General features: G+C 68.3%; 20 protein-coding genes and 1 tRNA gene. 15 read left to right on the top strand and 6 right to left on the bottom strand.

The window, feature by feature from the left end; genetic code table 11:
* Positions 1 to 51: 51 nt before the first annotated feature.
* The 9 genes from idi to MOX01_RS06530 all read left to right on the top strand — a co-directional run bounded on the left by idi (position 52) and on the right by MOX01_RS06530 (position 8,095).
* Positions 52 to 573, top strand: a complete 522-nt coding sequence (gene idi, locus MOX01_RS06570; protein ID WP_141368966.1) for an isopentenyl-diphosphate Delta-isomerase — start codon at positions 52 to 54, stop codon at positions 571 to 573.
* A 3-nt stretch (positions 574 to 576) separates the two neighbouring features.
* Positions 577 to 1,659, top strand: a complete 1,083-nt coding sequence (locus MOX01_RS06565) for a polyprenyl synthetase family protein (protein WP_058631262.1) — start codon at positions 577 to 579, stop codon at positions 1,657 to 1,659.
* Positions 1,656 to 2,564 carry a phytoene/squalene synthase family protein gene (locus tag MOX01_RS06560; protein ID WP_058631263.1) on the top strand — a complete coding sequence of 303 codons (909 nt, stop codon included), beginning with the start codon at positions 1,656 to 1,658 and terminating at the stop codon, positions 2,562 to 2,564. The genes MOX01_RS06565 and MOX01_RS06560 overlap by 4 nt, the downstream gene beginning before the upstream one ends.
* The gene (crtI, locus tag MOX01_RS06555; protein ID WP_113681618.1) at positions 2,561 to 4,162 is read left to right on the top strand and encodes a phytoene desaturase family protein; all 1,602 of its coding nucleotides are present in this window, start codon (positions 2,561 to 2,563) and stop codon (positions 4,160 to 4,162) included. The genes MOX01_RS06560 and crtI overlap by 4 nt, the downstream gene beginning before the upstream one ends.
* On the top strand, positions 4,162 to 4,506 hold the full coding sequence (locus MOX01_RS06550; protein ID WP_127012508.1) for a lycopene cyclase domain-containing protein: 345 nt from the start codon (positions 4,162 to 4,164) through the stop codon (positions 4,504 to 4,506). The genes crtI and MOX01_RS06550 overlap by 1 nt, the downstream gene beginning before the upstream one ends.
* Positions 4,503 to 4,850, top strand: a complete 348-nt coding sequence (locus tag MOX01_RS06545; protein WP_307723495.1) for a lycopene cyclase domain-containing protein — start codon at positions 4,503 to 4,505, stop codon at positions 4,848 to 4,850. The genes MOX01_RS06550 and MOX01_RS06545 overlap by 4 nt, the downstream gene beginning before the upstream one ends.
* The gene (locus MOX01_RS06540; RefSeq protein WP_141368964.1) at positions 4,847 to 5,740 is read left to right on the top strand and encodes a prenyltransferase; all 894 of its coding nucleotides are present in this window, start codon (positions 4,847 to 4,849) and stop codon (positions 5,738 to 5,740) included. The genes MOX01_RS06545 and MOX01_RS06540 overlap by 4 nt, the downstream gene beginning before the upstream one ends.
* A gap of 35 nt (positions 5,741 to 5,775) precedes the next feature.
* On the top strand, positions 5,776 to 7,962 hold the full coding sequence (locus MOX01_RS06535; protein ID WP_113681617.1) for an MMPL family transporter: 2,187 nt from the start codon (positions 5,776 to 5,778) through the stop codon (positions 7,960 to 7,962).
* Positions 7,963 to 8,022: 60 nt separating this feature from the next.
* A tRNA-Arg gene (locus MOX01_RS06530) sits at positions 8,023 to 8,095 on the top strand.
* Between the two features lie 62 nt (positions 8,096 to 8,157).
* Here MOX01_RS06530 and MOX01_RS06525 read toward each other — a convergent pair.
* The 3 genes from MOX01_RS06525 to MOX01_RS06515 all read right to left on the bottom strand — a co-directional run bounded on the left by MOX01_RS06525 (position 8,158) and on the right by MOX01_RS06515 (position 10,783).
* Positions 8,158 to 8,655, bottom strand: coding sequence for an HNH endonuclease (locus MOX01_RS06525; protein ID WP_045263393.1), 498 nt, complete (start codon positions 8,653 to 8,655; stop codon positions 8,158 to 8,160).
* Positions 8,656 to 8,964: 309 nt separating this feature from the next.
* Positions 8,965 to 9,720, bottom strand: a complete 756-nt coding sequence (locus tag MOX01_RS06520; RefSeq protein ID WP_046746555.1) for a M23 family metallopeptidase — start codon at positions 9,718 to 9,720, stop codon at positions 8,965 to 8,967.
* Between the two features lie 361 nt (positions 9,721 to 10,081).
* On the bottom strand, positions 10,082 to 10,783 hold the full coding sequence (locus MOX01_RS06515) for an iron-dependent transcriptional repressor DtxR (protein ID WP_045263392.1): 702 nt from the start codon (positions 10,781 to 10,783) through the stop codon (positions 10,082 to 10,084).
* Positions 10,784 to 10,884: 101 nt separating this feature from the next.
* On the opposite strand from MOX01_RS06515, the gene serC reads away from it, so the two are divergent.
* A complete protein-coding gene (gene serC, locus MOX01_RS06510) occupies positions 10,885 to 11,997 on the top strand; it encodes a phosphoserine transaminase (RefSeq protein ID WP_141368962.1) in 1,113 nt (370 codons plus the stop codon).
* Positions 11,998 to 12,007: 10 nt separating this feature from the next.
* Here the strand turns inward: serC and MOX01_RS06505 are convergent, their stop codons facing one another.
* Together MOX01_RS06505 and MOX01_RS06500 are read right to left on the bottom strand one after the other, a co-directional pair.
* Positions 12,008 to 12,613, bottom strand: a complete 606-nt coding sequence (locus tag MOX01_RS06505) for a DUF3027 domain-containing protein (protein WP_113681616.1) — start codon at positions 12,611 to 12,613, stop codon at positions 12,008 to 12,010.
* Entirely contained in the window at positions 12,597 to 12,977 is a 381-nt protein-coding gene (locus tag MOX01_RS06500; protein ID WP_045263389.1) for a cold-shock protein, read from the bottom strand. Before MOX01_RS06500 ends, MOX01_RS06505 begins: the two co-directional genes overlap by 17 nt.
* Before the next feature lie 118 nt (positions 12,978 to 13,095).
* On the opposite strand from MOX01_RS06500, the gene MOX01_RS06495 reads away from it, so the two are divergent.
* From MOX01_RS06495 to MOX01_RS06485, 3 genes are read left to right on the top strand one after another with little or no spacing between them, the layout of a single operon-like run.
* Positions 13,096 to 13,371: a hypothetical protein gene (locus tag MOX01_RS06495; protein ID WP_046746551.1), complete on the top strand. Its 276-nt coding sequence runs from the start codon at positions 13,096 to 13,098 to the stop codon at positions 13,369 to 13,371.
* Between the two features lie 10 nt (positions 13,372 to 13,381).
* The gene (locus tag MOX01_RS06490; protein WP_141368960.1) at positions 13,382 to 15,091 is read left to right on the top strand and encodes a helicase-associated domain-containing protein; all 1,710 of its coding nucleotides are present in this window, start codon (positions 13,382 to 13,384) and stop codon (positions 15,089 to 15,091) included.
* A 37-nt stretch (positions 15,092 to 15,128) separates the two neighbouring features.
* Entirely contained in the window at positions 15,129 to 16,769 is a 1,641-nt protein-coding gene (locus tag MOX01_RS06485) for a DNA repair helicase XPB (protein WP_141368958.1), read from the top strand.
* Positions 16,770 to 16,779: 10 nt separating this feature from the next.
* On the opposite strand, the gene MOX01_RS06480 is transcribed toward MOX01_RS06485, so the two are convergent.
* On the bottom strand, positions 16,780 to 17,844 hold the full coding sequence (locus MOX01_RS06480) for a CPBP family intramembrane glutamic endopeptidase (protein WP_141368956.1): 1,065 nt from the start codon (positions 17,842 to 17,844) through the stop codon (positions 16,780 to 16,782).
* 163 nt (positions 17,845 to 18,007) lie between these two features.
* On the opposite strand from MOX01_RS06480, the gene MOX01_RS06475 reads away from it, so the two are divergent.
* Together MOX01_RS06475 and MOX01_RS06470 are read left to right on the top strand one after the other, a co-directional pair.
* Positions 18,008 to 18,700, top strand: coding sequence for a response regulator transcription factor (locus MOX01_RS06475; RefSeq protein ID WP_017828926.1), 693 nt, complete (start codon positions 18,008 to 18,010; stop codon positions 18,698 to 18,700).
* A 61-nt stretch (positions 18,701 to 18,761) separates the two neighbouring features.
* Positions 18,762 to 20,456 (top strand): sensor histidine kinase, encoded by a 1,695-nt coding sequence (locus MOX01_RS06470; RefSeq protein ID WP_141368954.1) that lies wholly within the window; start codon positions 18,762 to 18,764, stop codon positions 20,454 to 20,456.
* Positions 20,457 to 20,515 lie beyond the last annotated feature (59 nt).

Below are 20,515 nucleotides of genomic sequence, written 5' to 3'. Positions count from 1 at the left end.
ACTACTCACCAAGTTAGCTAAATCGGGAACGCTCGAGGCCAAGGAGATGCCGTGGATGACGTGACCCTCCTCGCCGAAGACGGGACGGCTGTCGGAACGCTTCCCAAGAGCGAAATCCACACCAGCGACACTCCCCTGCACCTGGCCTTCTCCTGCTACGTCTTCGACCGTGACGGTCGCCTGCTGATCACCCGCCGGGCGCTCACGAAGAAGACGTGGCCGGGTGTCTGGACCAACAGCTTCTGCGGCCACCCGCGACCGGATGAGGCCATGGTCGATGCGGTGCTTCGCCACGGTCGCGGGGAACTCGGCATCCAGGTGTCGGACATCCGCACCGCGCTCCCCGACTACCGGTACCGCGCCGTCGATGCGAGCGGGATCGTCGAGAACGAGATCTGTCCAGTGCACGTCGCCGTCCTCGACGCCGACCCCACGGCGAATCCCGATGAGGTGTCCGAGTGGACGTGGGTCGACGTGGATCCGCTGATCGAGGCCGTGGCGCATGCGCCCTTCGCCTTCAGTCCGTGGTTGGTCGAGCAGCTGCCCCTGTTACGTCAACGCGGCGAGGTGTGACCGATGAGCGCGACGACCACCGAGGAATCGCTGAGCACCCGGATCGAGGAGGCACTTCGCCACCGGTTCTCCGAGAGAAGCACAGCGGCCGAGCGTTACGGGAGCGAGTTCGTCGCACTGTGGCGGGCCGCCGAGGAACACGCTCTCGGGGGAAAGCTGATCCGTCCCCGCCTGCTCCTCGATCTCACGCATGCGCTGGCACCCGCGCCGCTGACGATCGCCGAGACGCAGTCCGCGATCGAGGTGGCCGCCCACGTCGAGCTTCTCCACTACGCCTTCCTCCTCCACGACGACGTGATCGACGGTGACCTCACGCGGCGCAGAAGACCCAATCTGATCGGAGCGCTCGCGGCATCCCGCCCCGCAGGACCGACCGAGACCTCCTTGCACTGGGCGCGCTCGAGCGCGATCCTCCTCGGGGATCTGCTCCTGTCGTCGGCGGTGCTGGGCTTCGCGCGCGCCGAGGTCGCCGCAGAGTCTCGCGAGCGCCTGCTCGGCCTGCTCGAAGAGACGATCTTCGAGACCGTGGCGGGGGAGCACACCGACGTCGCACTCAGCGACGGCATCATCGCTCCCGATCTGCGGACGATCCTCTCCACGAGCGCGTACAAGACCTCGACCTACTCCTTCGTCCTGCCGCTGCGCGCCGCTGCGGTGCTCGCGGGTTCGTCGACCGCTGCCGAGGAGCACCTCACGGCGATCGGATGGAACCTCGGACTCGCCTATCAGCTGCAGGACGACCTGCTGTCGGTGTTCGGCGACCCCGAGGAGCACGGCAAGGACCCCTTCTCCGATCTGAGAGAGGGCAAGGAGACGGCGATCATCGCGTACGCGCGCATGACGAGCGAATGGGACGGGATCGAGCGGCACTTCGGACGGACCGACCTCAGCCCGGCGGACGCCGCGGCTGCTCGCGACCGACTGCGCGCATGCGGCTCCGAGGCCTTCGTCGAGGGTTTGGTGCAGGAGCATCTCGATGCCGCCGATGCCGCGCTTCTCGACGCGGAATCCGCGGGCCTGGTCCCCACCACGGCGGCAGAGGCCATTCGGAGCCTCGCTTCCCGAGTCGGGAGTCGTCGCCGATGAGCACGACCCCATCCGGCCACCGCGATGAGACCGCACTCCGACGTTTCAACCGCACGGCGGAGATCGCCACGACCGATGTCATCCGCACGTACTCGACGTCGTTCGGACTCGCCAGCCGCCTGCTCGGGAAACGCCATCGGCAGCACGTGCGCAACATCTACGCGATGGTCCGCATCGCCGACGAGATCGTCGACGGCGTGGCTGCGGAGGCCGGCCTTGACGTCACGGCACAATCAGCCGCCCTCGATTCGTACATCGCGGAGACCCATCGGTCGATGCGCAGCGGCTACAGCAGCGACCTGATCCTGCATGCGTTCGCTCGCACGGCGCGGGAGTGCGCGATCGGCGAGGACCTGACCCAGCCGTTCTTCGACTCGATGCGTGCGGACATCGACGCGGACTCCGGTTTCGCCGCGTATGACATCGACGCCCATGCGGCCTACGTCTACGGCTCCGCTGAGGTCGTCGGGCTCATGTGTCTGCAGGTGTTCCTCCGAGACGCCGAGCGGACGCGGGAGGAACGGGAGATCCTGCGGCACGGGGCACGGCAGCTCGGCGCCGCGTTCCAGAACGTGAACTTCCTGCGCGACCTCGCGGACGACACCGACCGCCTGCACCGCGGTTACCTCGGCGGGAGCGCGCGTCTCACCGACGCTGATCGCGACGCGTGGGTCGAGACCGTGTTCGGGCAGCTGGCCGACGCGCGCGCCGCGATCCCGCTGCTGCCCAAGGACGCGCGCGCCGCGGTTCGCAGCGCCCTGGCGTTGTTCGCCGCGCTCACTCGGCGGGTGTCGACGACTCCCGTCGACGTCCTCTACCGGCGCCGGGTCCGCGTTCCCGATCCGATCAAGGCCGTCCTCGCCGCTCGATCCGTGCTCGTCACAGCGCTGGAGCGCGACCGATGAGCCGGGTGGTCGTCATCGGCGCCGGCGTTGCCGGTCTCGCCACGGCAGGACTGCTCGCACGGGACGGACACGACGTCGTCGTCCTCGAGAAGAACGATCGTGTCGGCGGCCGAGCAGGGACGATCGAACGCGACGGGTTCCGTTTCGACTCCGGCCCATCGTGGTACCTGATGCCGGAGGTCTTCGACCACTTCTTCGAGATGATGGGCACCACGACCGCCGAGCAGCTCGACCTGGTCAGGCTCGATCCGGGCTACCGCGTGTTCCGAGCGCCCGGAGCGGTGGATGCCTCCCCGACACCGGTGACCGTGCCCGCAGGACGGGAAGAGGTCACACGGCTGTTCGAAGCGCTCGAACCCGGCTCAACGGCAGCGCTCGACGCGTACCTCGACTCCGCGCAGGATGCCGGAGCGATGGCCCGGAAGTACTTCCTCTACAACCCGTTCACGCGCATGCGGTCGCTTCTCGCGCCGGAGGTGGTCCGCGCTCTGCCCCGACTGGGCGCCCTGCTCGGAACACGCCTGCAGTCCTACGCTGCGCGGCGCTTCGACCACCCTGTCGTGCGCCAGATCCTGGGCTACCCCGCAGTGTTCCTCGGAACCGATCCCCGAAGCGCTCCGGCGATGTACCACCTCATGAGTGCGCTCGACCTCGATCAGGGCGTCAGCTACCCGCAGGGCGGATTCTGGCGCGTGGTCGAACGGATCGAGGCACTCGCACGCGATGCGGGAGCACGGATCGTGACCGAGGCGCAGGTGACCGGGATCCGCACGCAGGACGGCGCCGACGGCACGCACGTGACCGGCGTCGGCTGGCTCGACGAGTCCGGTGCCTCCCACGTCGAGAGCGCCGACGTGGTGGTCTCAGCAGCCGATCTGCACCATACCGAGACCGCCCTGCTCCCTGCCTCGCTGCAGACCTATCCGGAATCGTGGTGGGCGCGACGCACCAGCGGACCCGGCGGGATCCTCGTGATGCTGGGCGTACGCGGCGCGCTGCCCGAGCTCCCTCACCATTCGCTGTTCTTCACCGACGATTGGGACGCGAACTTCGACGCGATCTTCGGCTCCACCCCGACGGTGCCGGACCCGGCATCGATCTACGTCTGCCGGCCGAGCGCGACCGACCCCGACGTCGCTCCCGCCGACCATGAGAACCTGTTCGTCCTGATCCCGGTGCCCGCCGACGTCGATCTCGGCAACGGTGGGGCCGACGGACACGGATCCCCTGCGGTCGAGCGTGCGGCCGACGCGGCGATCGATCAGGTGGCGACCTGGGCGGGCATCCCCGACCTGCGGGAGCGGATCGTCGTGCGGCAGACGACAGGGCCCGCGGACTTCCGTGACGACTATCACTCCTGGCGCGGCGGGATGCTGGGCCCGGCCCACATCCTCTCGCAGAGTGCGATGTTCCGCGCCCAGAACGCATCCAAGCGCGTGCAGGGTCTGTTCTACGCCGGCGCCACGACGGCACCGGGCGTGGGGGTTCCGATGTGTCTGATCAGCGCGGAGGTCGTCCTCAAACGCATCAGGGGCGACCACTCGCCGGGGCCGCTCCCCGTTCCCGCACACTCCCCCGTCGGGACGGAGGCGTCCTGATGGGTGCGGTGTATCTGGCGGCCCTCCTGGTGTCGCTGGGCTGCATGCTGCTGCTGGACTGGCGGTTCCGGCTCTTCTTCTGGCGCGACGCGGTCTCCGCTGCCGTCGTGACGGCCCTCGGCCTCGTGTTCTTCCTCGTGTGGGACGTGGCCGGGATCGCGAACGGGATCTTCTTCCGCGGCGACGGAGCGATCGCGACGGGCCTGGTGCTCGCTCCCGAGCTGCCCATCGAGGAACCCGTCTTCCTGCTGTTCCTCGTCGTCTGCACCATGATCATCTACACCGGGACGACGCGTGTGCTCGCCCGACTCCGTGCACGCACAAGGGCACAGAGGGAGCGATGATGACCTACCTCCAGCTCTCCGCCTGGTTCGTCGCCGGTTCCGCAGTTGCCGGCGCGGCGCTCGTGCTCGCGTCCCGCGGTCGCGGACCACGCCCCGCATCCGTGCTCCTGACCATCCTCGTGCTCTTCCTTCTCACCGCCGCGTTCGACACCGTGATGATCGCGAGCGGGCTGTTCCACTACGCCCAGGATCCGCTGCTCGGAGTGCACGTCGGGCTCGCGCCGATCGAGGACTTCGCCTACCCGCTCGCAGGTGCTCTGCTCCTTCCGGCCGCGTGGACCGCGATGCGCGCCCTTCGGCGGTCCCGCGGGCGGACACCGACAGATGAGGAGGAACGACGTTGAGCGGAGCCACCGCGCCGTCGAACGGCATCGCACGGGACATCGCCCAGATCGTGCTGTCGTCGCGTCCGATCAGTTGGATCAACACGGCTTTCCCGTTCGCGGCCGCCTACCTCCTGAGCACGCGCGACATCGACCTCACCCTCGTGCTCGGCACCCTGTACTTCCTCATCCCCTACAACCTCGCGATGTACGGGATCAACGACGTGTTCGACTACGCCTCCGATCTGGCGAACCCGCGCAAGGGAGGCATCGAGGGAGCACTGCTCGCACCCCGCATCCATCGAGCGACCCTGTGGGCGGCTGCGGCGACGAACATCCCCTTCCTCGTCTACCTCGTGATCGTCGGGAACCCGGCCTCGACGGCCTGGCTTGCGGTGAGCGTCTTCGCGGTCATCGCATACTCCGCGCCGTTCCTCCGATTCAAGGAGCGCCCGTTCCTCGATTCCGTCACCTCCAGCACACATTTCGTCAGTCCCGCGATCGTCGGCCTCGCCCTGGCCGGAGCGTCGGCGACGACGGGAACCGTCGTCACGCTCGGCGCGTTCTTCCTCTGGGGGATGGCCGCCCATGCCTTCGGCGCCGTGCAGGACATCGGCCCCGACCGGGCGGGCGGCATCTCTTCGATCGCCACGGTCATCGGTGCACGGGCGACCGTACGCCTGTCGCTCGCGCTGTGGGTGATCGCAGGCACGGCCATACTGTGGACTCCGTGGCCCGGCCCGCTCGCTGCCGTCCTCGCGTTGCCCTATGTGGTGAATGCAGCACCGTGGTGGAACGTGACGGACGCGACTTCCGCCTCCACGAACCGCGCCTGGCGACGCTTCATCGCCCTCAACTACTTCGCCGGCTTCCTCGCGACGATGATCCTCATCCTCGCCTGGATCTCCTGACCGCCCGTTCCGAAGCACCCCCGAAAGGACCCCCGATGTCCCGCCCCGACACCGCGCAGACCCCGCCGCCGAGAGAGCGCACTCGACGGCACTCCTGGGTGCGCGTCTTCCTCCCCGTCGCCCTGATCCTCGTGTGGCTGGTGGGCGCGTCGCTGGGCGGACCGCTGTTCGGCAAGGTCGACGAGGTGTCGTCCAACGAGCAGACGACGTATCTCCCGGAATCGGCGGATGCGACGCAGGTGCAGAAGCTTCTCGGCGAATTCAGCGACAGCGACTCGATCCCGGCCATCGCCGTGTTCACCGCCGACGACGAGCTGACCTCTGCCGAGCTCGATGCCATCTCCGCCGCCGTCGCGGATGCGCCGACGGTCGAGGGCGTCGGCGGCGACGTCTCTCCCGCGCTCCCCTCCGACGACGGACGCGCGGTGCAGGCGTTCATCCCGATCGACTCCGACGCCGAGCTCGCGGATGTGACGACGGCCCTGGGCGACGAGCTGCGCGCCGCCGTGCCGGAGGGGGTCACCGTCTACATCACGGGACCCGCCGGTTTCAGCGCCGACCTGGTGGCCGGTTTCGCCGGTATCGACGGACTGCTGCTCGGTGTCGCGCTCCTTGCCGTTCTCGTGATCCTGGTGCTGGTCTACCGGTCGTTCCTGCTTCCCCTCGTCGTGTTGTCCACCAGCCTCTTCGCGCTCTGCGTCGCGCTGTTGGTCGTCTGGTGGCTTGCGAAGTTCGAGGTGCTGCTCCTCAGCGGCCAGACCCAGGGGATCCTGTTCATCCTCGTGATCGGTGCCGCCACCGACTACGCCCTGCTGTTCGTCGCTCGCTTCCGGGAGGAACTGCGCGTCGCTCAGGACAAGGGCACCGCGGTGATGGCGGCGTGGAAGGGCTCGGTGGAGCCGATCGTCGCCTCAGGCGGCACCGTGATCGCCGGCCTGCTGTGCCTGCTGCTCAGCGACCTCAAATCCAACAGCACTCTGGGACCGGTCGCGGCGATCGGCATCGTGTTCGCGATGCTCTCGGCGCTGACGCTGCTCCCGTCGCTGCTGTTGCTCTTCGGTCGCGCCGTGTTCTGGCCGCGGCGCCCACGCTTCGAACCCGAGGTCGTGGCCGCTGAGCACGGCATGCGCACCACGGGCCTGTGGGCGCGGCTCGCCGGCCTCATCAAGCGCCGCCCTCGGGTCATCTGGATCGTGACGACGCTCGTGCTGCTCGCAGGGGCGGCGGGAATCACGCAGCTCGACGCCGACGGCGTACCGCAGTCGGATCTGGTGCTCGGCGCGTCCGAAGCGCGCGACGGCCAGGTGGCCCTGGGTGAGCACTTCCCCGGCGGATCCGGAAGCCCCGTGTACGTCGTCGTGAAGGAGGGTCAGCTGCAGGACGCGGCCGATGTGCTCCTCGCCAACGACGGCGTCGATGGCGTCACGGTCACCGCGGCCGATTCCCCGAGTGGTTCGGCACCCGTGACGGAAGACGGCATCACGGCCGTCGGCCCTCCCGGCACGCCCGCCCCGGAACCGACCACCGTGAAGGGCGATGTCCTGCTTCAGGGCACCCTGACCGATGCGGCGGATTCCGAGGCCGCGGCCTCGACCGTGCGAGAGCTTCGCGAAGACCTCGATGCCATGGATGCGCTGGTCGGCGGTGTCACGGCGACCTCGATCGACACCAACGACGCATCGATCCACGACAGGAACCTCATCATTCCCGTCATCCTCGTCGTGATCATGCTGATCCTGATGCTGCTGCTGCGCTCGATCCTCGCGCCGGTGCTGCTGATCCTCACCACGGTGCTGTCCTTCGGCACGGCGATGGGAGTCTCGGCGCTCGTCTTCAACGGGATCTTCCAGTTCCCGGGCGCCGACCCTGCCGTCCCGCTGTTCGGATTCGTCTTCCTGGTGGCGCTCGGCATCGACTACAACATCTTCCTGATGACCAGAGTCCGTGAGGAGTCGAAGGCGCACGGGACGCGGGAGGGCATCCTGCGAGGGCTCTCGATCACGGGTGGGGTGATCACTTCGGCCGGCCTCGTGCTCGCGGCCACCTTCGCCGCGCTGTCGGTGATCCCGATCCTGTTCCTGGTGCAGCTCGCCTTCATCGTCGCCTTCGGCGTGCTCCTCGACACGTTCGTGGTGCGCTCCCTGCTGGTCCCTGCACTGACCTACGACATCGGCAAGGCGATCTGGTGGCCGTCGAAGCTGTGGCGTCGCGGAGAAGACTGAACCACAGCGGGGACGACGGAGACGCAGCGGCGTGCATCCGGTCGCTTAGACTGGATGCACGCCCTCGTAGCTCAGGGGATAGAGCAGCCCTCTCCTAAAGGGCAGGTCGCAGGTTCGAATCCTGTCGCGGGCACGACATGCAGAAGGGGAGCCGTCCTGGCGACGGCTCCCCTTCTGCATGTCGTGCCGCCCTCGTCACGCCGCCAGCGCGAGATACGGCTCCCACCGCGGGTCGCTGCGTTCCGTCCCGCGCACCGTCCAGGCGGTGCCGTGCGGGGGTCGAGGGGTGAAGCGCAACTGCCAGCGCATCTCCTGTGGCGTACGATCGCTCTTCACGTTGTTGCACCGCAAGCAGCACGCGACGAGGTTCTCCCAGGAATCAGCTCCTCCGCGAGAACGGGGCAGGATGTGGTCGATCGTGGAGGCCGACTTCCCGCAGTAGCCGCACCGGTGATCGTCACGACGGAGCACGCCGCGCCGGGTGACGGGCACGCGTCTGCTGGTGGGGACGCGCACGTAGCGCGCCAGGATGATGACCGCAGGGCGGTCGTAGACGCCGTGCGAGCCCCAGACGGGGTCTTCCTCGACGCGTTCGATCACGGTGGCTTTGTCGTTCATCACGAGCACCAGGGCGCGTTTGAACGACACGATCGCCAGCGGCTCGTATCCGGCATTCAGGACCAGTGTGCGCATTCGTCATCCTCTCGATCCGCCGGGACGGCTTCCCGGCACTCTCGACTCACACGAGGTCGCGCAGGAGGCAGATCGATCGCGAGGACGAAAAAAGGCGCCGTCTAGAGACAGCGCCTTTCGCGCACGGCAGCGCCGTGGCATCCCTGCGGGCTATGCAGAAGGACGTGACGACCGAGGGCATCCATGGTTCGGATGCTCGGTATTCGCTCCATCAGCCTCTCCCACCTGTACGACAACGGGATCAGGCTAACCCATCTCCCTGGGTGCAGGGCGAAACGGGAGGTGAATGGAGCGGAGCGTGTCTGGAAATCAGCCGGCGTTGACCGACAGCCACGACATGGGCTCGACGAGCCCGCCGTTGATCCAGACCTCGAAGTGGAGGTGGTTCGCGGTGGAGCGACCGGTGCTGCCGACGTAGCCGATCAGCTGTCCTGCCGACACCGACTGCCCGACCTGAACCTGACGCGAGCCGTAGAGCATGTGACCATAGGTGGTCTGCAGACGCTGTCCACCGACCACGCTGTCGAGCATGACCGCCACACCGTAGCCGCCGATGCTCTCGGCCGATGCGCGGACCACTCCGGCAGCAGCGGCGTAGATCGGCGTGCCGGCCGGAGCGAGCATGTCTGCACCGTTGTGGCCACCGCCGACCGTGCGGCTGACGTTCCAGGATCCCATGGGGAGCGGATAGCGCACCTCGCCCGAGCCGGGCGAAGTGAGCGCGTAGCCCGCGGTGTTGAAGCGCGAGGAGGAGGTGCCGGCCGCGGAGGCGGTCGCGGCAGCAGCGGCTGCACGGGCGGCAGCAGCCTCTTCTGCCTTCTTCTTCTCGATCTCCTCGGGCGTGGTCGCGCTGAACGTGCCGCGCGCGAGCGGAGCAGCAGTCGCCTGCGAGGCGACGACGAGCGACTGCGCATCGACGGCGGCGAGCTGCTGGAGAGTCGTGGGCGCTGCTTCGCTCGGCTTCGACGAGGCGAACGCGGGCAGAGCGATGCCGGCGACCAGCGCACCGACCGCCCCGAAGATGGCGATGGATCGAAGAGGCTTGACGGCCTTTCGAGCACTCATTCGCGCGCCGGTGCGGCGGGCGGGTACTGCTTCTTCAGATGTCTTCTTCGCGGGCGATTCGATGTCTGCGGCCAAAACTTGGTCCTCCTGGGCCCTCACGCTGTTCGGGTCAGCGCTGGCTCGTCGGCACTCTGCTCTCGTGGCACGAATGTAGCTCGGGTACTTTGTGCGTTCTTGCCGTGAAGACGACGAGCCTGGAAGGCGATCTTCAGCGGGTTCATCTCCAGCGGGCTTCTTCGCTGGCGACCTGACCGAGGTTACCGGAAGATAACGATCATGTCACCCTGGGAAACTGGCAATTCTCGGAGAGGGCGACGCCGCTCTCCTTCCACGCCGATCGCACCCGCGAATTCTCGCGGGATCAGGCCGGTTCGCCGACCAGGAAGATGTGCGAGGCCAGCTCGACGGGAAGCTCGAGTCCATCGTCCTTGCCGTCCATCTGGATGAGGACGTAGCCCTCGCTGAAGCGGAAGTCACCGTGCGCTCCGGGAACGACTCCGGCATCGCGCAGCTGCTCGAGCAGCTCAGGGTCGACCTGAGCCGGCTCGGCGAGACGACGCACCGTGCCTTCGACGGGCTCGCCGGCGGCGTTCAGGCGCTGGACGAGTCCGATGACGCCTTCGTCGAAGGTGCGCGCCGGCAGATCGCCGAGCTGATCGAGTCCGGGGATGGGGTTGCCGTACGGCGACTCCGTCGGATGTCCGAGCAGCTCGACGAGGCGACGCTCGACCTGCTCGCTCATGACGTGCTCCCAGCGGCACGCCTCTTCGTGCACGAAGGCCCAGTCGAGTCCGATCACGTCGGAGAGCAGGCGCTCGGCGAGACGGTGCTTGCGCATCACGTCGACCGCCTTGCGCCGACCGGCGTCGGTGAGCTCGAGTGTGCGGTCTTCCGAGACGATCACGAGACCGTCTCGCTCCATGCGCCCGACCGTCTGCGAGACCGTCGGGCCGGAGTGGCCGAGACGCTCGGAGATGCGCGCGCGCAGCGGAACGATGTTCTCCTCCTCGAGTTCGAGGATGGTGCGGAGATACATCTCCGTGGTGTCGATCAGATCGGTCATGTGCGGGCCCTCCGAGGTTCTTAGGCAAGCCTACATTCCCGCGGCGACATCGGACTCGCGAGCAGTCCTGCGGCACGCCGAGCGCCCCCTAGAATCGACGCATGGCGATCGAGATTCCCGGTGACCTCCTGCCCGTCGACGGCCGCTTCGGCTGCGGTCCCTCCAAGGTGCGCCCTGCGCAGCTCGAGGCGCTGCTCTCGTCGGGAGCCTCGATCCTGGGCACATCCCACCGTCAGGCACCCGTGAAGAACCTCGTGGGCAGCGTCCGCGAGCAGCTCGCGGCTCTGTTCCGCCTGCCGGAGGGATACGAGATCGTCCTGGGCAACGGCGGCTCGACCGCTTTCTGGGACGCGGCGGCCTTCGGACTGATCGAGAAGCGCAGCCAGAACCTCGTCTTCGGCGAGTTCGGCGGGAAGTTCGCCGCCGCCGCCGGCGCTCCCTGGCTCGAAGCCCCCGATGTGCGCAAGGCCGAGCCCGGTTCGCTGACCGTTGCAGAGACCGTGGAGGGTGTCGACGTCTACGCCTGGCCGCACAACGAGACCTCGACCGGCGTCGCGGCCCCGATCCGACGCATCGCCGCTGAAGGCGCGCTGACCGTCATCGACGCGACGAGCGCCGCCGGCGGTATCGACTTCGACGCCGCTCAGGCCGACGTCTACTACTTCGCGCCGCAGAAGAACCTGGGCTCCGACGGCGGTCTGTGGTTCGCCGCCGTCTCGCCCGCTGCCGTGGAGCGCATCGAGCGCATCGCCGCCTCGGGTCGTTACATCCCCGAGTTCCTCAGCCTGAAGAACGCGGTCGACAACTCGCGGCTGAACCAGACGCTGAACACCCCGGCGCTCACCACCCTGCACCTGCTCGACAGCCAGCTTCGCTGGATCCTCGACAACGGTGGCCTCACATGGGCGGCGGCGCGCACGTCCGAGTCGTCCGCCGTCCTCTACGACTGGGCCGAAGCCTCGTCCATCGCCACGCCGTTCGTGGCGGACGCGGCGCACCGCTCCCCCGTGGTCGCGACGATCGACTTCGACGACAGCATCGACGCGGCAGCGATCGCGAAGGCACTACGGGCGAACGGCATCGTCGACACGGAGCCGTACCGCAAGCTCGGGCGCAACCAGCTGCGGGTGGCGACCTTCGTCTCGATCGAACCGGACGACGTGCGTCAGCTGACCCGGTCGATCGAATACGTGCTGGAGAACCTGGGCGGCTGAGCGCCCGGAGTCACTCCTCCTCGTCGACCTCGCCGGCGTCCTCATCGAGGGCGTCGGCGTCGTCGTCCTCGGACTCATCCTCTTCCGACGCGACGGACTCGTCGTCGACAGCGCCCTCGTCGAGTTCGTCGATGTCCACACCGTCCACGTCGCCGGCGTGGAGGATGTCCCCCTCGACGTCGTCATCATCGTCGTCGAGGTCGTCGTCGTCGAGCCCGCCGTCTTCGTCGTCCTCGAGTCCGCCGTCGTCCGTCACCACGTCGTCGCCGGCAGCCGCGGCCGCTTCAGCGAGCTCGACCTGGTGCGCGCGGTACTCGGCCAGGCGCTCGGCCCACGGAACCCACTCCGGAGCCAGCAGGGCGCCATCGCCGGGAAGGAGCTCGACCTCGAGCACCGTCGGCTCCTCATCCTCGACGCGGGCGACGGTCACCGTCCAGTACCACCCCGGGTAGCCGGCGAGCCGGTTCTCGAAGCGCAACGAGACCGACCCGTCCTCCTCCGCGAGGTATCCGGCGGCGGGGCCGACGGTGGACGCCGGGGTGATCTCGGCCAGCGCGGCGAGCGCGAGATCGTGGGCGTCCAAGAGACGCGCGTCGGCGTCAGGCTTCGAGGTCATCAGCGACCTTACGCAGGACGGCCGCGATCTTGCGGCCCTGACCGGAGGAGGGGTAGCGACCGCGGCGGAGGTCTCCGCCGATGCCGTCGAGGAGCTTCACGAGGTCCTCGACGATGATCGCCATGTCGTCGGCCGGCTTGCGCTTGGCCTTGGAGAGGCTCGGAGGCGCCTCGAGCACGCGCACCGACAGTGCCTGCAGCCCGCGCTTGCCGTCGGCCACGCCGAACTCCACGCGCGCACCGGCCTTCACCGCGGTGCCGGCCGGCATCGCGGAGGCGTGCAGGAAGACATCCTGGCCGTCATCGCTGGCGATGAAGCCGAAACCCTTGTCTTCGTCGTAGAACCTGACCTTGCCGGTGGGCATGGGAGAACCTCGCTGGGATCGTCGTGCAGAACAGTGGGCGCGCTCATGCGCGTGCCCCCAGCCTACCGGTCACGACGCGCGCGAAGCCGAAGGCCGCGGTGCGAGTAGGCTGGTGCGGATGAGCACGAAGAATTCCGAACCGGAGGTTCCCATCCGGCGGCTGGATCGCATCCTGGCGTTCACCGCGCTCGGAATCGCGGCAGCATCGGTGGTCTGTTTCTTCGCGATCATCATCGGGACCGCGCTCGGGATGGATCAGACCGCGTTCGGCGAGGGCCTCTGGCCGATCGTCGCGGCGATCCCCTACTGGGGCCTGCCCGTCGCTTTCCTCATGATCATCGCGCTCCTCACGATGAGCTTCATCCGGAAGGGCCGCGCGTCTTCGCGTTCATGAGGCATCGGCCATGAGCACTCACGCGCGACCGCTGGCGGATTGGCTGGCTGCGGCGAGCGACGATGAGCTCTGCAGACTCCTCGCCGCGCGTGGGGTGCGCTCTGACGCCCCGTGGCAGGACTTCTTCGATGCCGCGGAAGCGCTCCTGGACCCCGCTTCGATCTCCCGCGTCCTCCCGTCGCTGACCGCGACCGAGGCGACCGCGCTCCTCACGGCGGCTTCCGGAGGGGACGCCGGGCCCGAACGAGAGGCGCTGACGGCACTCGCGCTGCTGCGGCCCGATGGGTCGCCGTATCCGCCGGTCACGGCCGCCCTCGCAGGCCGCTCAGCCCCTCCGACGACCCCGGCCCCCACCGTCGCTCCTGCATCTGCATCCGCGGCAGCCCATGCCGCCGAGCGCGCCTTCACGACGGTCGCCGTGCTCGCCGACGTGCTGCTGATCGCGCGGGAGAGTCCCTTCGCCCTCCTGACCGGCGGCGGTGTGAGCGCCGGCGAGAAGCGCCAGCTCGCCGAGGCCGGAGTGCCCGCGGAGATCGTCGACGCTCTCGCGGCGATCGCCCTCCAGGCGGGCCTCGCCGTGTCGACCGACCGGCGGCTGCGGTCGAGCCTCTCCGCAGAGAGCTGGCTGCGCTCGTCCGCGGCGGATCGTTGGATCGTCCTCGCGACGGCGTTCCGCGACGCTCTCCCCCGCGGCGTCCGTTCTCAGACCGGTGGCTGGATCCCCCCTCAGCTGTGGCCTCTCGCCCATCCGTGGGACCCCGCGTGGCCCGATCGTTCTCGGGGTATGCAGGAGGCGGCAGCGCTTCTCGGACTGATCGCGGAGGATGGGACCGAACCGGAGTGGGCGGTGAGCCTGCGAAGCGGAGGTCCCGCGGATGCCGGCGCACTCGTGGCCCTGCTGCCCGCCGAGGTCGATCGCATCTTCCTGCAGAACGATCTGACGGCGATCGCACCCGGCCCGCTGGAGCCCGCGCTCGACGTGCGCTTGCGCACCATCGCCGTCCGCGAGTCCGCCGCGCAGGCATCGTCCTACCGCTTCACCGCCGAATCCGTGGCACACGCCTTCGTCGTCGGCGAGACGGAGCAGTCGATCCTCGATCTCCTCTCCTCCGTCTCGCTCACGGGCATCCCGCAGCCCCTCAGCTACCTCCTCACCCAGACCGCCCAGCGACACGGCCTGGTCCGCGTCTCGACCGACGACGAGACAGGCCGCACGCGCATCGAGAGCGCCGACAGCCATCTCCTCCAGGCGATGACCGTCGATCAGACGCTGCGCCCGCTCGGTCTCACTGCGCACGTCGACTCGTTGACGACCCGCGTCGGTCGCGACACCGTGTACTGGGCGCTCACCGATGCGCGATACCCGGCGACGCTCGTCGGCTCCGACGGCGCTCTCCTGGTCAGAGAACGACACCCAGCGCCGCCGGCTCCGGCGTCGACCGACGACTCCTCCGGACTGGCTCCTCTGATCGCGCGCCTGCGCTCACACCAGGGGCCTGACGCCGATGCGGCATGGCTCGATCGCGAACTCGAAGCTGCGGTGCGGGCGAAGTCCGTCCTCAAGGTCACCGTCGGGATGCCGGACGGGTCGACCAGGGACCTGCTCCTGGAGGCGACGGGCCTCGGTGGAGGCAGACTCCGTGGACGAGACCGCGCAGCGGACGTCGAACGCACGCTGCCGGTTTCGAGCATCCTCACAGCGACGATCGTCGCCCCATGAGGCCCTGCGCATCGGGCGACCGCTAAACTGGTCAGCTATGTCTGATGGCCCCTTGATCGTCCAGAGCGATCGCACAGTGCTGCTCGAAGTCGCCCACGCCGATGCCGAGAGCGCCCGCCACGAACTGGCGATCTTCGCCGAGCTGGAGCGCGCTCCCGAGCACATCCACACCTACCGCATCACGCGGCTCGGTCTGTGGAACGCCCGCGCCGCAGGGCACACCGCAGAGGACATGCTCGAGACGCTCGATCGCTGGTCCCGCTTCCCGGTCCCGCCGTCCGTCGCGGTCGACCTGCGGGAGACGGTGAACCGCTACGGCCGGCTGGTGATCGAGCGCGACGACGAGGGCACCCTGATCCTGCGCTCCTCCGATCCCGCCGTGCTGGCACAGGTCGCGAACAACAAGCGCATCCAGCCCCTTCTCATCGGGCACCCGGCCCCCGAGACCTTCGTCATCGACGCATGGGCACGCGGCCAGATCAAGCAGGAGCTTCTGAAGATCGGCTGGCCGGCGGAAGACCTGGCGGGCTACACCCCGGGAACTCCCCACGAGATCGACCTCGCCGAGGACGGCTGGCACATCCGCCCCTACCAACAGGATGCCGTCGACGCGTTCTCGAAGGACGGCTCGGGCGTGGTCGTGCTCCCCTGCGGCGCCGGCAAGACGATCGTCGGTGCCGGAGCGATGGCAGCGACCAAGACGACGACCCTCATCCTCGTGACGAACACCGTCTCGGCACGGCAGTGGCGCGACGAGCTGCTCAAGCGCACCAGCCTCACCCCCGAGGAGATCGGCGAGTACTCCGGGCAGGCCAAGGAGGTCAAGCCCGTCACGATCGCCACCTATCAGATCCTCACGGCGAAGCGGAAGGGCGAGTACGCGCACCTCGCACTGCTCGACGCCCTCGACTGGGGCCTCATCGTGTACGACGAGGTCCACCTCCTTCCCGCCCCCGTGTTCAAGCTCACCGCCGACCTGCAGGCGCGTCGTCGCATCGGCCTCACCGCCACCCTGGTGCGTGAAGACGGTCGCGAAGGCGATGTGTTCAGCCTGATCGGGCCGAAGCGCTTCGACGCCCCCTGGAAGCAGATCGAGGCGCAGGGCTTCATCTCGCCCGCCGCCTGCTACGAGGTGCGGGTCGACCTGCCGCCGAGCGACCGTCTGGAGTACGCCGCCGCGACCGACGACGAGCGCTATCGCCTGGCGGCCTCCGCGCCGGCGAAGGTCGCAGCCGTGCGCGAGCTCATCGCCAAGCACGAGGGTGAGCGCATCCTCGTGATCGGGCAGTACCTCGACCAGCTCGAATCGCTGTCCGAGGCGTTGAACGCCCCGCAGATCACGGGTGCGACCCCGGTCGATGAGCGCGAAGAGCTGTACCGCGCGTTCCGGGAGGGTGACATCTCGCTGCTCGTGGTCTCCAAGGTCGCGAACTTCTCGATCGACCTGCCAGAGGCCTCGGTCGCCATCCAGGTGTCCGGATCGTTCGGATCGCGCCAGGAGGAGGCCCAGCGTCTGGGCCGTCTGCTGCGTCCGAAGCAGTCGGGGCACACCGCGAGTTTCTACACCCTCGTGGCCCGCGACACGATCGACCAGGACTACGCCCAGAACCGTCAGCGCTTCCTCGCCGAGCAGGGGTACAGCTACACGATCATGGACTCCGACGCGATCGCCGCCTGACGCTCCCCTGTCACCCGCGTGCGACGCGTCCGTGGAGCACCGCACCCAGCTGGTGGGTCCCCGACGGCTGATGGGTCCCTGACGGCTGATGGGTCTCTGACGCGCGCACCGGAGTCGTGCGCCACGCTGTCCGCGCGATCCCGAGTCGCGCAGCCCATCGGTCGGCGAGCACGGCGTAGATCACCATCGCGAGTGCCGAGGCGAACAGATCGACAGCCGTTCCCGAGGTCGCGTTGGCATCGACGAGCGTGACGGAGCCGAGCAGGAAGATGAGCACGTTATTCACGATGTGCAGCGAGATCGCCGCCTCGAGGCCCCCCGTTCGCCAGGTCAGCCATGCGGCGACGATCGCGAACATCCCGACGCTGGCCGCACCCCACACGTCGTACCCATGACCGAGGACGAAGATCGGCACGGGCAGGAGGATGGCGAAGGCAGGATGGCGTAGCCAGCCACCGACCAACTGCATCAGGTACCCGCGGAAGACATACTCTTCGGCGGCAGCCTGCAACGGGATCAGCAGCAGGACCAGCAGCACCATCGTCCACAGCCGGGGGTGGGAGAAGTCGGCGGTCACCGCGTCGCCGCTCAGCGCCGACCAGCCCAACACGACGGCGAAATAGACGAGGAACACCGCCAGGGCCAGCAGCAGGCTCTTCCCGAGCCATGCCATGCGAAGGCGCCCGGTCACGGAGGACAGCAGTCCCACCCCGCGCCCTTCGATGAGGCGTGACGCCAGCAGCAGCGCCGGGATCATCAGGATCAGGGGAAGAACCAGCGCGACGAGCAGCCAGGGCCGATCGAGATCGAAGAACTGCGTGGTGCTGAGGAGCACCTCTGATTCGACGCGCCCCCCGGGGATGAACATCGACATGATCGCGAGAGGCACGATCACGATCAGCAGGATCACGACATAGAGAGCGATGCCGACGAGCCCCGTGAGCAGCATGCGCCACCAGCGATACCGTGGCCGCAGGTGTGCCAGCCGATGGTATGCGAGTTCCTCCCCGTCGGGGCGATCGGCCCGTGCGGCGGGAGTTTCCGGGGCGGCGACGTCGTCCTCGTGAGAGCTCATACCTCGATCCTCCCGGGTCCGGCTATGCGACGCATCCGACCGCGGGACGATCCCGTTCCCCGATGCCGATACACGGCTCACGAAGGCCGGCGCGAACGCGCGAGTCGACGCCGTTCCGCACAATAGTCAGCATCCACATGGCCGGAGTCACCATAATGGGGACATGACTGCTCCGCGCATCCTGGTCGTCGACGACGAACCCAACATCCGTGACCTGCTCTCCACGGGTCTCAGCTTCGCCGGATTCCAGGTGAAGACGGTCGCCAACGGCGCCGCGACGATCTCGGCCGTCCTCGAAGAGGAGCCGGACCTGATCATCCTGGACGTCATGCTGCCCGACATGAACGGCTTCAGCGTGACGAAGCGTCTCCGTGGCGCCGGGTTCACCGCGCCGATCCTGTTCCTGACCGCCAAGGACGGCACCGACGACAAGATCGAGGGTCTCAACGCGGGCGGGGACGACTATGTCACGAAGCCCTTCAGCCTCGACGAGATCGTGGCCAGGGCACAGGCTATCCTCCGCCGCACGATGCAGGCCGACGAGGAGTCGATCATCCGCGCCGGCGAGCTGTCCATGGACCAGGACACGCACGACGTCCACGTCGGCAAGGAACCGATCGAGTTGAGCCCGACCGAGTTCAAGCTGCTCCGCTACCTGATGCTCAACCCGAACCGCGTGCTGTCGAAGGCGCAGATCCTCGACCACGTGTGGGAGTACGACTTCAACGGCGACGCCGGCATCGTGGAGAGCTACATCTCGTACCTGCGCCGCAAGATCGATCCGCACACCGAGGAGTCGCTCATCCAGACCAAGCGCGGCTTCGGATACATGCTGAAGGTCGGCAAGACGGTCTGACGACCACCGCACCATCACCGCCACCGTCTCACGGTGGTGTCGCCGCACCGAGGAGGACCGCATGGCGCACAAGCCCGATGCGGTCACCAGCTGGTGGCGGCGCATCAGTCTTCGCGCGAAGGTCACCGGCGTCACCGTCGCGGTGCTCGCGCTCGGACTGCTCATCGCCGGCATCGGCACCGTGCCGATCCTGCGCAACGCCCTGGTCGCGAACATCGACGCGCAGCTGCCCGCTCTGGTGTCGAGCGATCTGGTCGAGCGCTACTTCGACTCGGTGACGGTCGACGGCGTCACCACGTACAGCCCGCGCGACGAGCAGCCGCGCGACTTCTCCTTCGCGATCTACGATGCGACGGGCGAACTGCGTGCGACCGCTCGCGGCACCTCGGGCCAGGCTCCCCTCTTCCCGTCCAAGTATTCGCTCGCCAAGGCGACGGCCAACACGGATCAGATCCCGCTCGAGATGACCGGAGCCGACGGGGAGCTGTTCCACGCCGCGGTCGCCGTCGTCCCTTCGGAGGGCGGGGTCCTGCGCATCCAGCTGGTGGCCCTCCCCCTCGCGCCCGCCGATCGCATCATCAGTCAGTACTTCGGCATCTACATCACGATCGCCCTGATCACCATCCTGATCGCCGCGCTCCTCACCCGCGGGCTCGTCACGCTCACGTTCCGCCGTCTGGGTCAGGTCGAGGCCACGGCCATGTCGATCGCCGCCGGCGACTTCCGTCAGCGGCTGACCGACCTCGAACCGACGACGGAGGTCGGTCGCCTCAACACCGCCATCAACACGATGCTCGACCGTGTCGACGCCTCACTCGCGCAACGGGACCGCACCGTACAGCACATGCGGCGATTCATCGGGGATGCGAGCCACGAGCTGCGCACCCCGCTGGTGAGCGTGCGGGGCTACGCGGAGCTCTACCGGATGGGTGCCATCAAGGGCGAGGAGGACACCGCTCGGGCCATGGAGCGCATCGAGAAGGAGGCCATCAGGATGGGCGTCCTGGTGGAGGACCTGCTTGCGCTCGCGCGGCTGGATGAGGAGCGCGAGCCCGAGATCGTGCCGCTCGATCTCCGCCCGATCGCGCGGGATGCAGCGCTCGACCTCCGTGCCGCTGCCCCCGGTAGGACCGTCACGGTGATCGACCGGACGGCCGACAGCAAGACCGTGATCCCCCTGCATGAGATCCCGCCCCTTCAACCTCTCGAGCAGCCGACCCCCCGCGGGCTTTCCCGCGCCACGCTCTCCCGGCTTCGCCGCCGGTCCCGTCAGCAGGAGAAGGCTCCGGTGATCGACTTCACCGAGGTTCCGGACCTCCCTGTGCGCACTCCCCCGATCGTGCTCGGCGAAGAGAACAAGGTGCGCCAGGTGGTGACGAACCTGTTGGGCAACGCGCGTCGGTTCTCCCCTGAGGACGGCCCCATCGAGATCGTCGTCGACTCCGACCGTGCCGCGGGCACAGCGAGCATCGCGATCGTCGACCACGGCGAAGGCATCCCGCCGCAGATCCGGGAGCAGATCTTCGAGCGCTTCTGGCGGGCCGACACCTCACGCGCGCGGGAGACCGGCGGCTCCGGCCTCGGACTCGCGATCGTCGCGTCCATCCTGAAGGCGCTTCACGGTGGTGTCGACGTGTCGGAGACCCCGGGCGGCGGCGCGACGTTCACCGTGACGCTTCCGCTCGCGCCGGCACGGGCAACGCCTGCGCACCTCCTGGAAGACACGCAGCCACTCGATCGCGTCGACCTCCCCTGACGTCACTGCACGGAGGGTCGCGTTCCCCGGGTTGCGCACAGGACGCGGTTCCCGGCCCC

The organism is Microbacterium oxydans, assembly GCF_006540085.1.
GTDB lineage: Bacteria > Actinomycetota > Actinomycetes > Actinomycetales > Microbacteriaceae > Microbacterium > Microbacterium oxydans.
This window is presented reverse-complemented; position numbering and strand designations above follow the sequence as displayed.

Excerpts from the sequence above, each read along its gene's own strand:
- MOX01_RS06565 (WP_058631262.1), top strand. The coding sequence starts at position 577 with ATGAGCGCGACGACCACCGAGGAATCGCTGAGCACCCGGATCGAGGAG.
- MOX01_RS06560 (WP_058631263.1), top strand. The coding sequence starts at position 1,656 with ATGAGCACGACCCCATCCGGCCACCGCGATGAGACCGCACTCCGACGT.
- crtI (WP_113681618.1), top strand. The coding sequence starts at position 2,561 with ATGAGCCGGGTGGTCGTCATCGGCGCCGGCGTTGCCGGTCTCGCCACG.
- MOX01_RS06550 (WP_127012508.1), top strand. The coding sequence starts at position 4,162 with ATGGGTGCGGTGTATCTGGCGGCCCTCCTGGTGTCGCTGGGCTGCATG.
- MOX01_RS06545 (WP_307723495.1), top strand. The coding sequence starts at position 4,503 with ATGATGACCTACCTCCAGCTCTCCGCCTGGTTCGTCGCCGGTTCCGCA.
- MOX01_RS06535 (WP_113681617.1), top strand. The coding sequence starts at position 5,776 with ATGTCCCGCCCCGACACCGCGCAGACCCCGCCGCCGAGAGAGCGCACT.
- MOX01_RS06525 (WP_045263393.1), bottom strand. The coding sequence starts at position 8,655 with ATGCGCACACTGGTCCTGAATGCCGGATACGAGCCGCTGGCGATCGTG.
- MOX01_RS06520 (WP_046746555.1), bottom strand. The coding sequence starts at position 9,720 with ATGAGTGCTCGAAAGGCCGTCAAGCCTCTTCGATCCATCGCCATCTTC.
- MOX01_RS06515 (WP_045263392.1), bottom strand. The coding sequence starts at position 10,783 with ATGACCGATCTGATCGACACCACGGAGATGTATCTCCGCACCATCCTC.
- serC (WP_141368962.1), top strand. The coding sequence starts at position 10,885 with ATGGCGATCGAGATTCCCGGTGACCTCCTGCCCGTCGACGGCCGCTTC.
- MOX01_RS06505 (WP_113681616.1), bottom strand. The coding sequence starts at position 12,613 with ATGACCTCGAAGCCTGACGCCGACGCGCGTCTCTTGGACGCCCACGAT.
- MOX01_RS06500 (WP_045263389.1), bottom strand. The coding sequence starts at position 12,977 with ATGCCCACCGGCAAGGTCAGGTTCTACGACGAAGACAAGGGTTTCGGC.
- MOX01_RS06495 (WP_046746551.1), top strand. The coding sequence starts at position 13,096 with ATGAGCACGAAGAATTCCGAACCGGAGGTTCCCATCCGGCGGCTGGAT.
- MOX01_RS06490 (WP_141368960.1), top strand. The coding sequence starts at position 13,382 with ATGAGCACTCACGCGCGACCGCTGGCGGATTGGCTGGCTGCGGCGAGC.
- MOX01_RS06485 (WP_141368958.1), top strand. The coding sequence starts at position 15,129 with ATGTCTGATGGCCCCTTGATCGTCCAGAGCGATCGCACAGTGCTGCTC.
- MOX01_RS06480 (WP_141368956.1), bottom strand. The coding sequence starts at position 17,844 with ATGAGCTCTCACGAGGACGACGTCGCCGCCCCGGAAACTCCCGCCGCA.
- MOX01_RS06475 (WP_017828926.1), top strand. The coding sequence starts at position 18,008 with ATGACTGCTCCGCGCATCCTGGTCGTCGACGACGAACCCAACATCCGT.
- MOX01_RS06470 (WP_141368954.1), top strand. The coding sequence starts at position 18,762 with ATGGCGCACAAGCCCGATGCGGTCACCAGCTGGTGGCGGCGCATCAGT.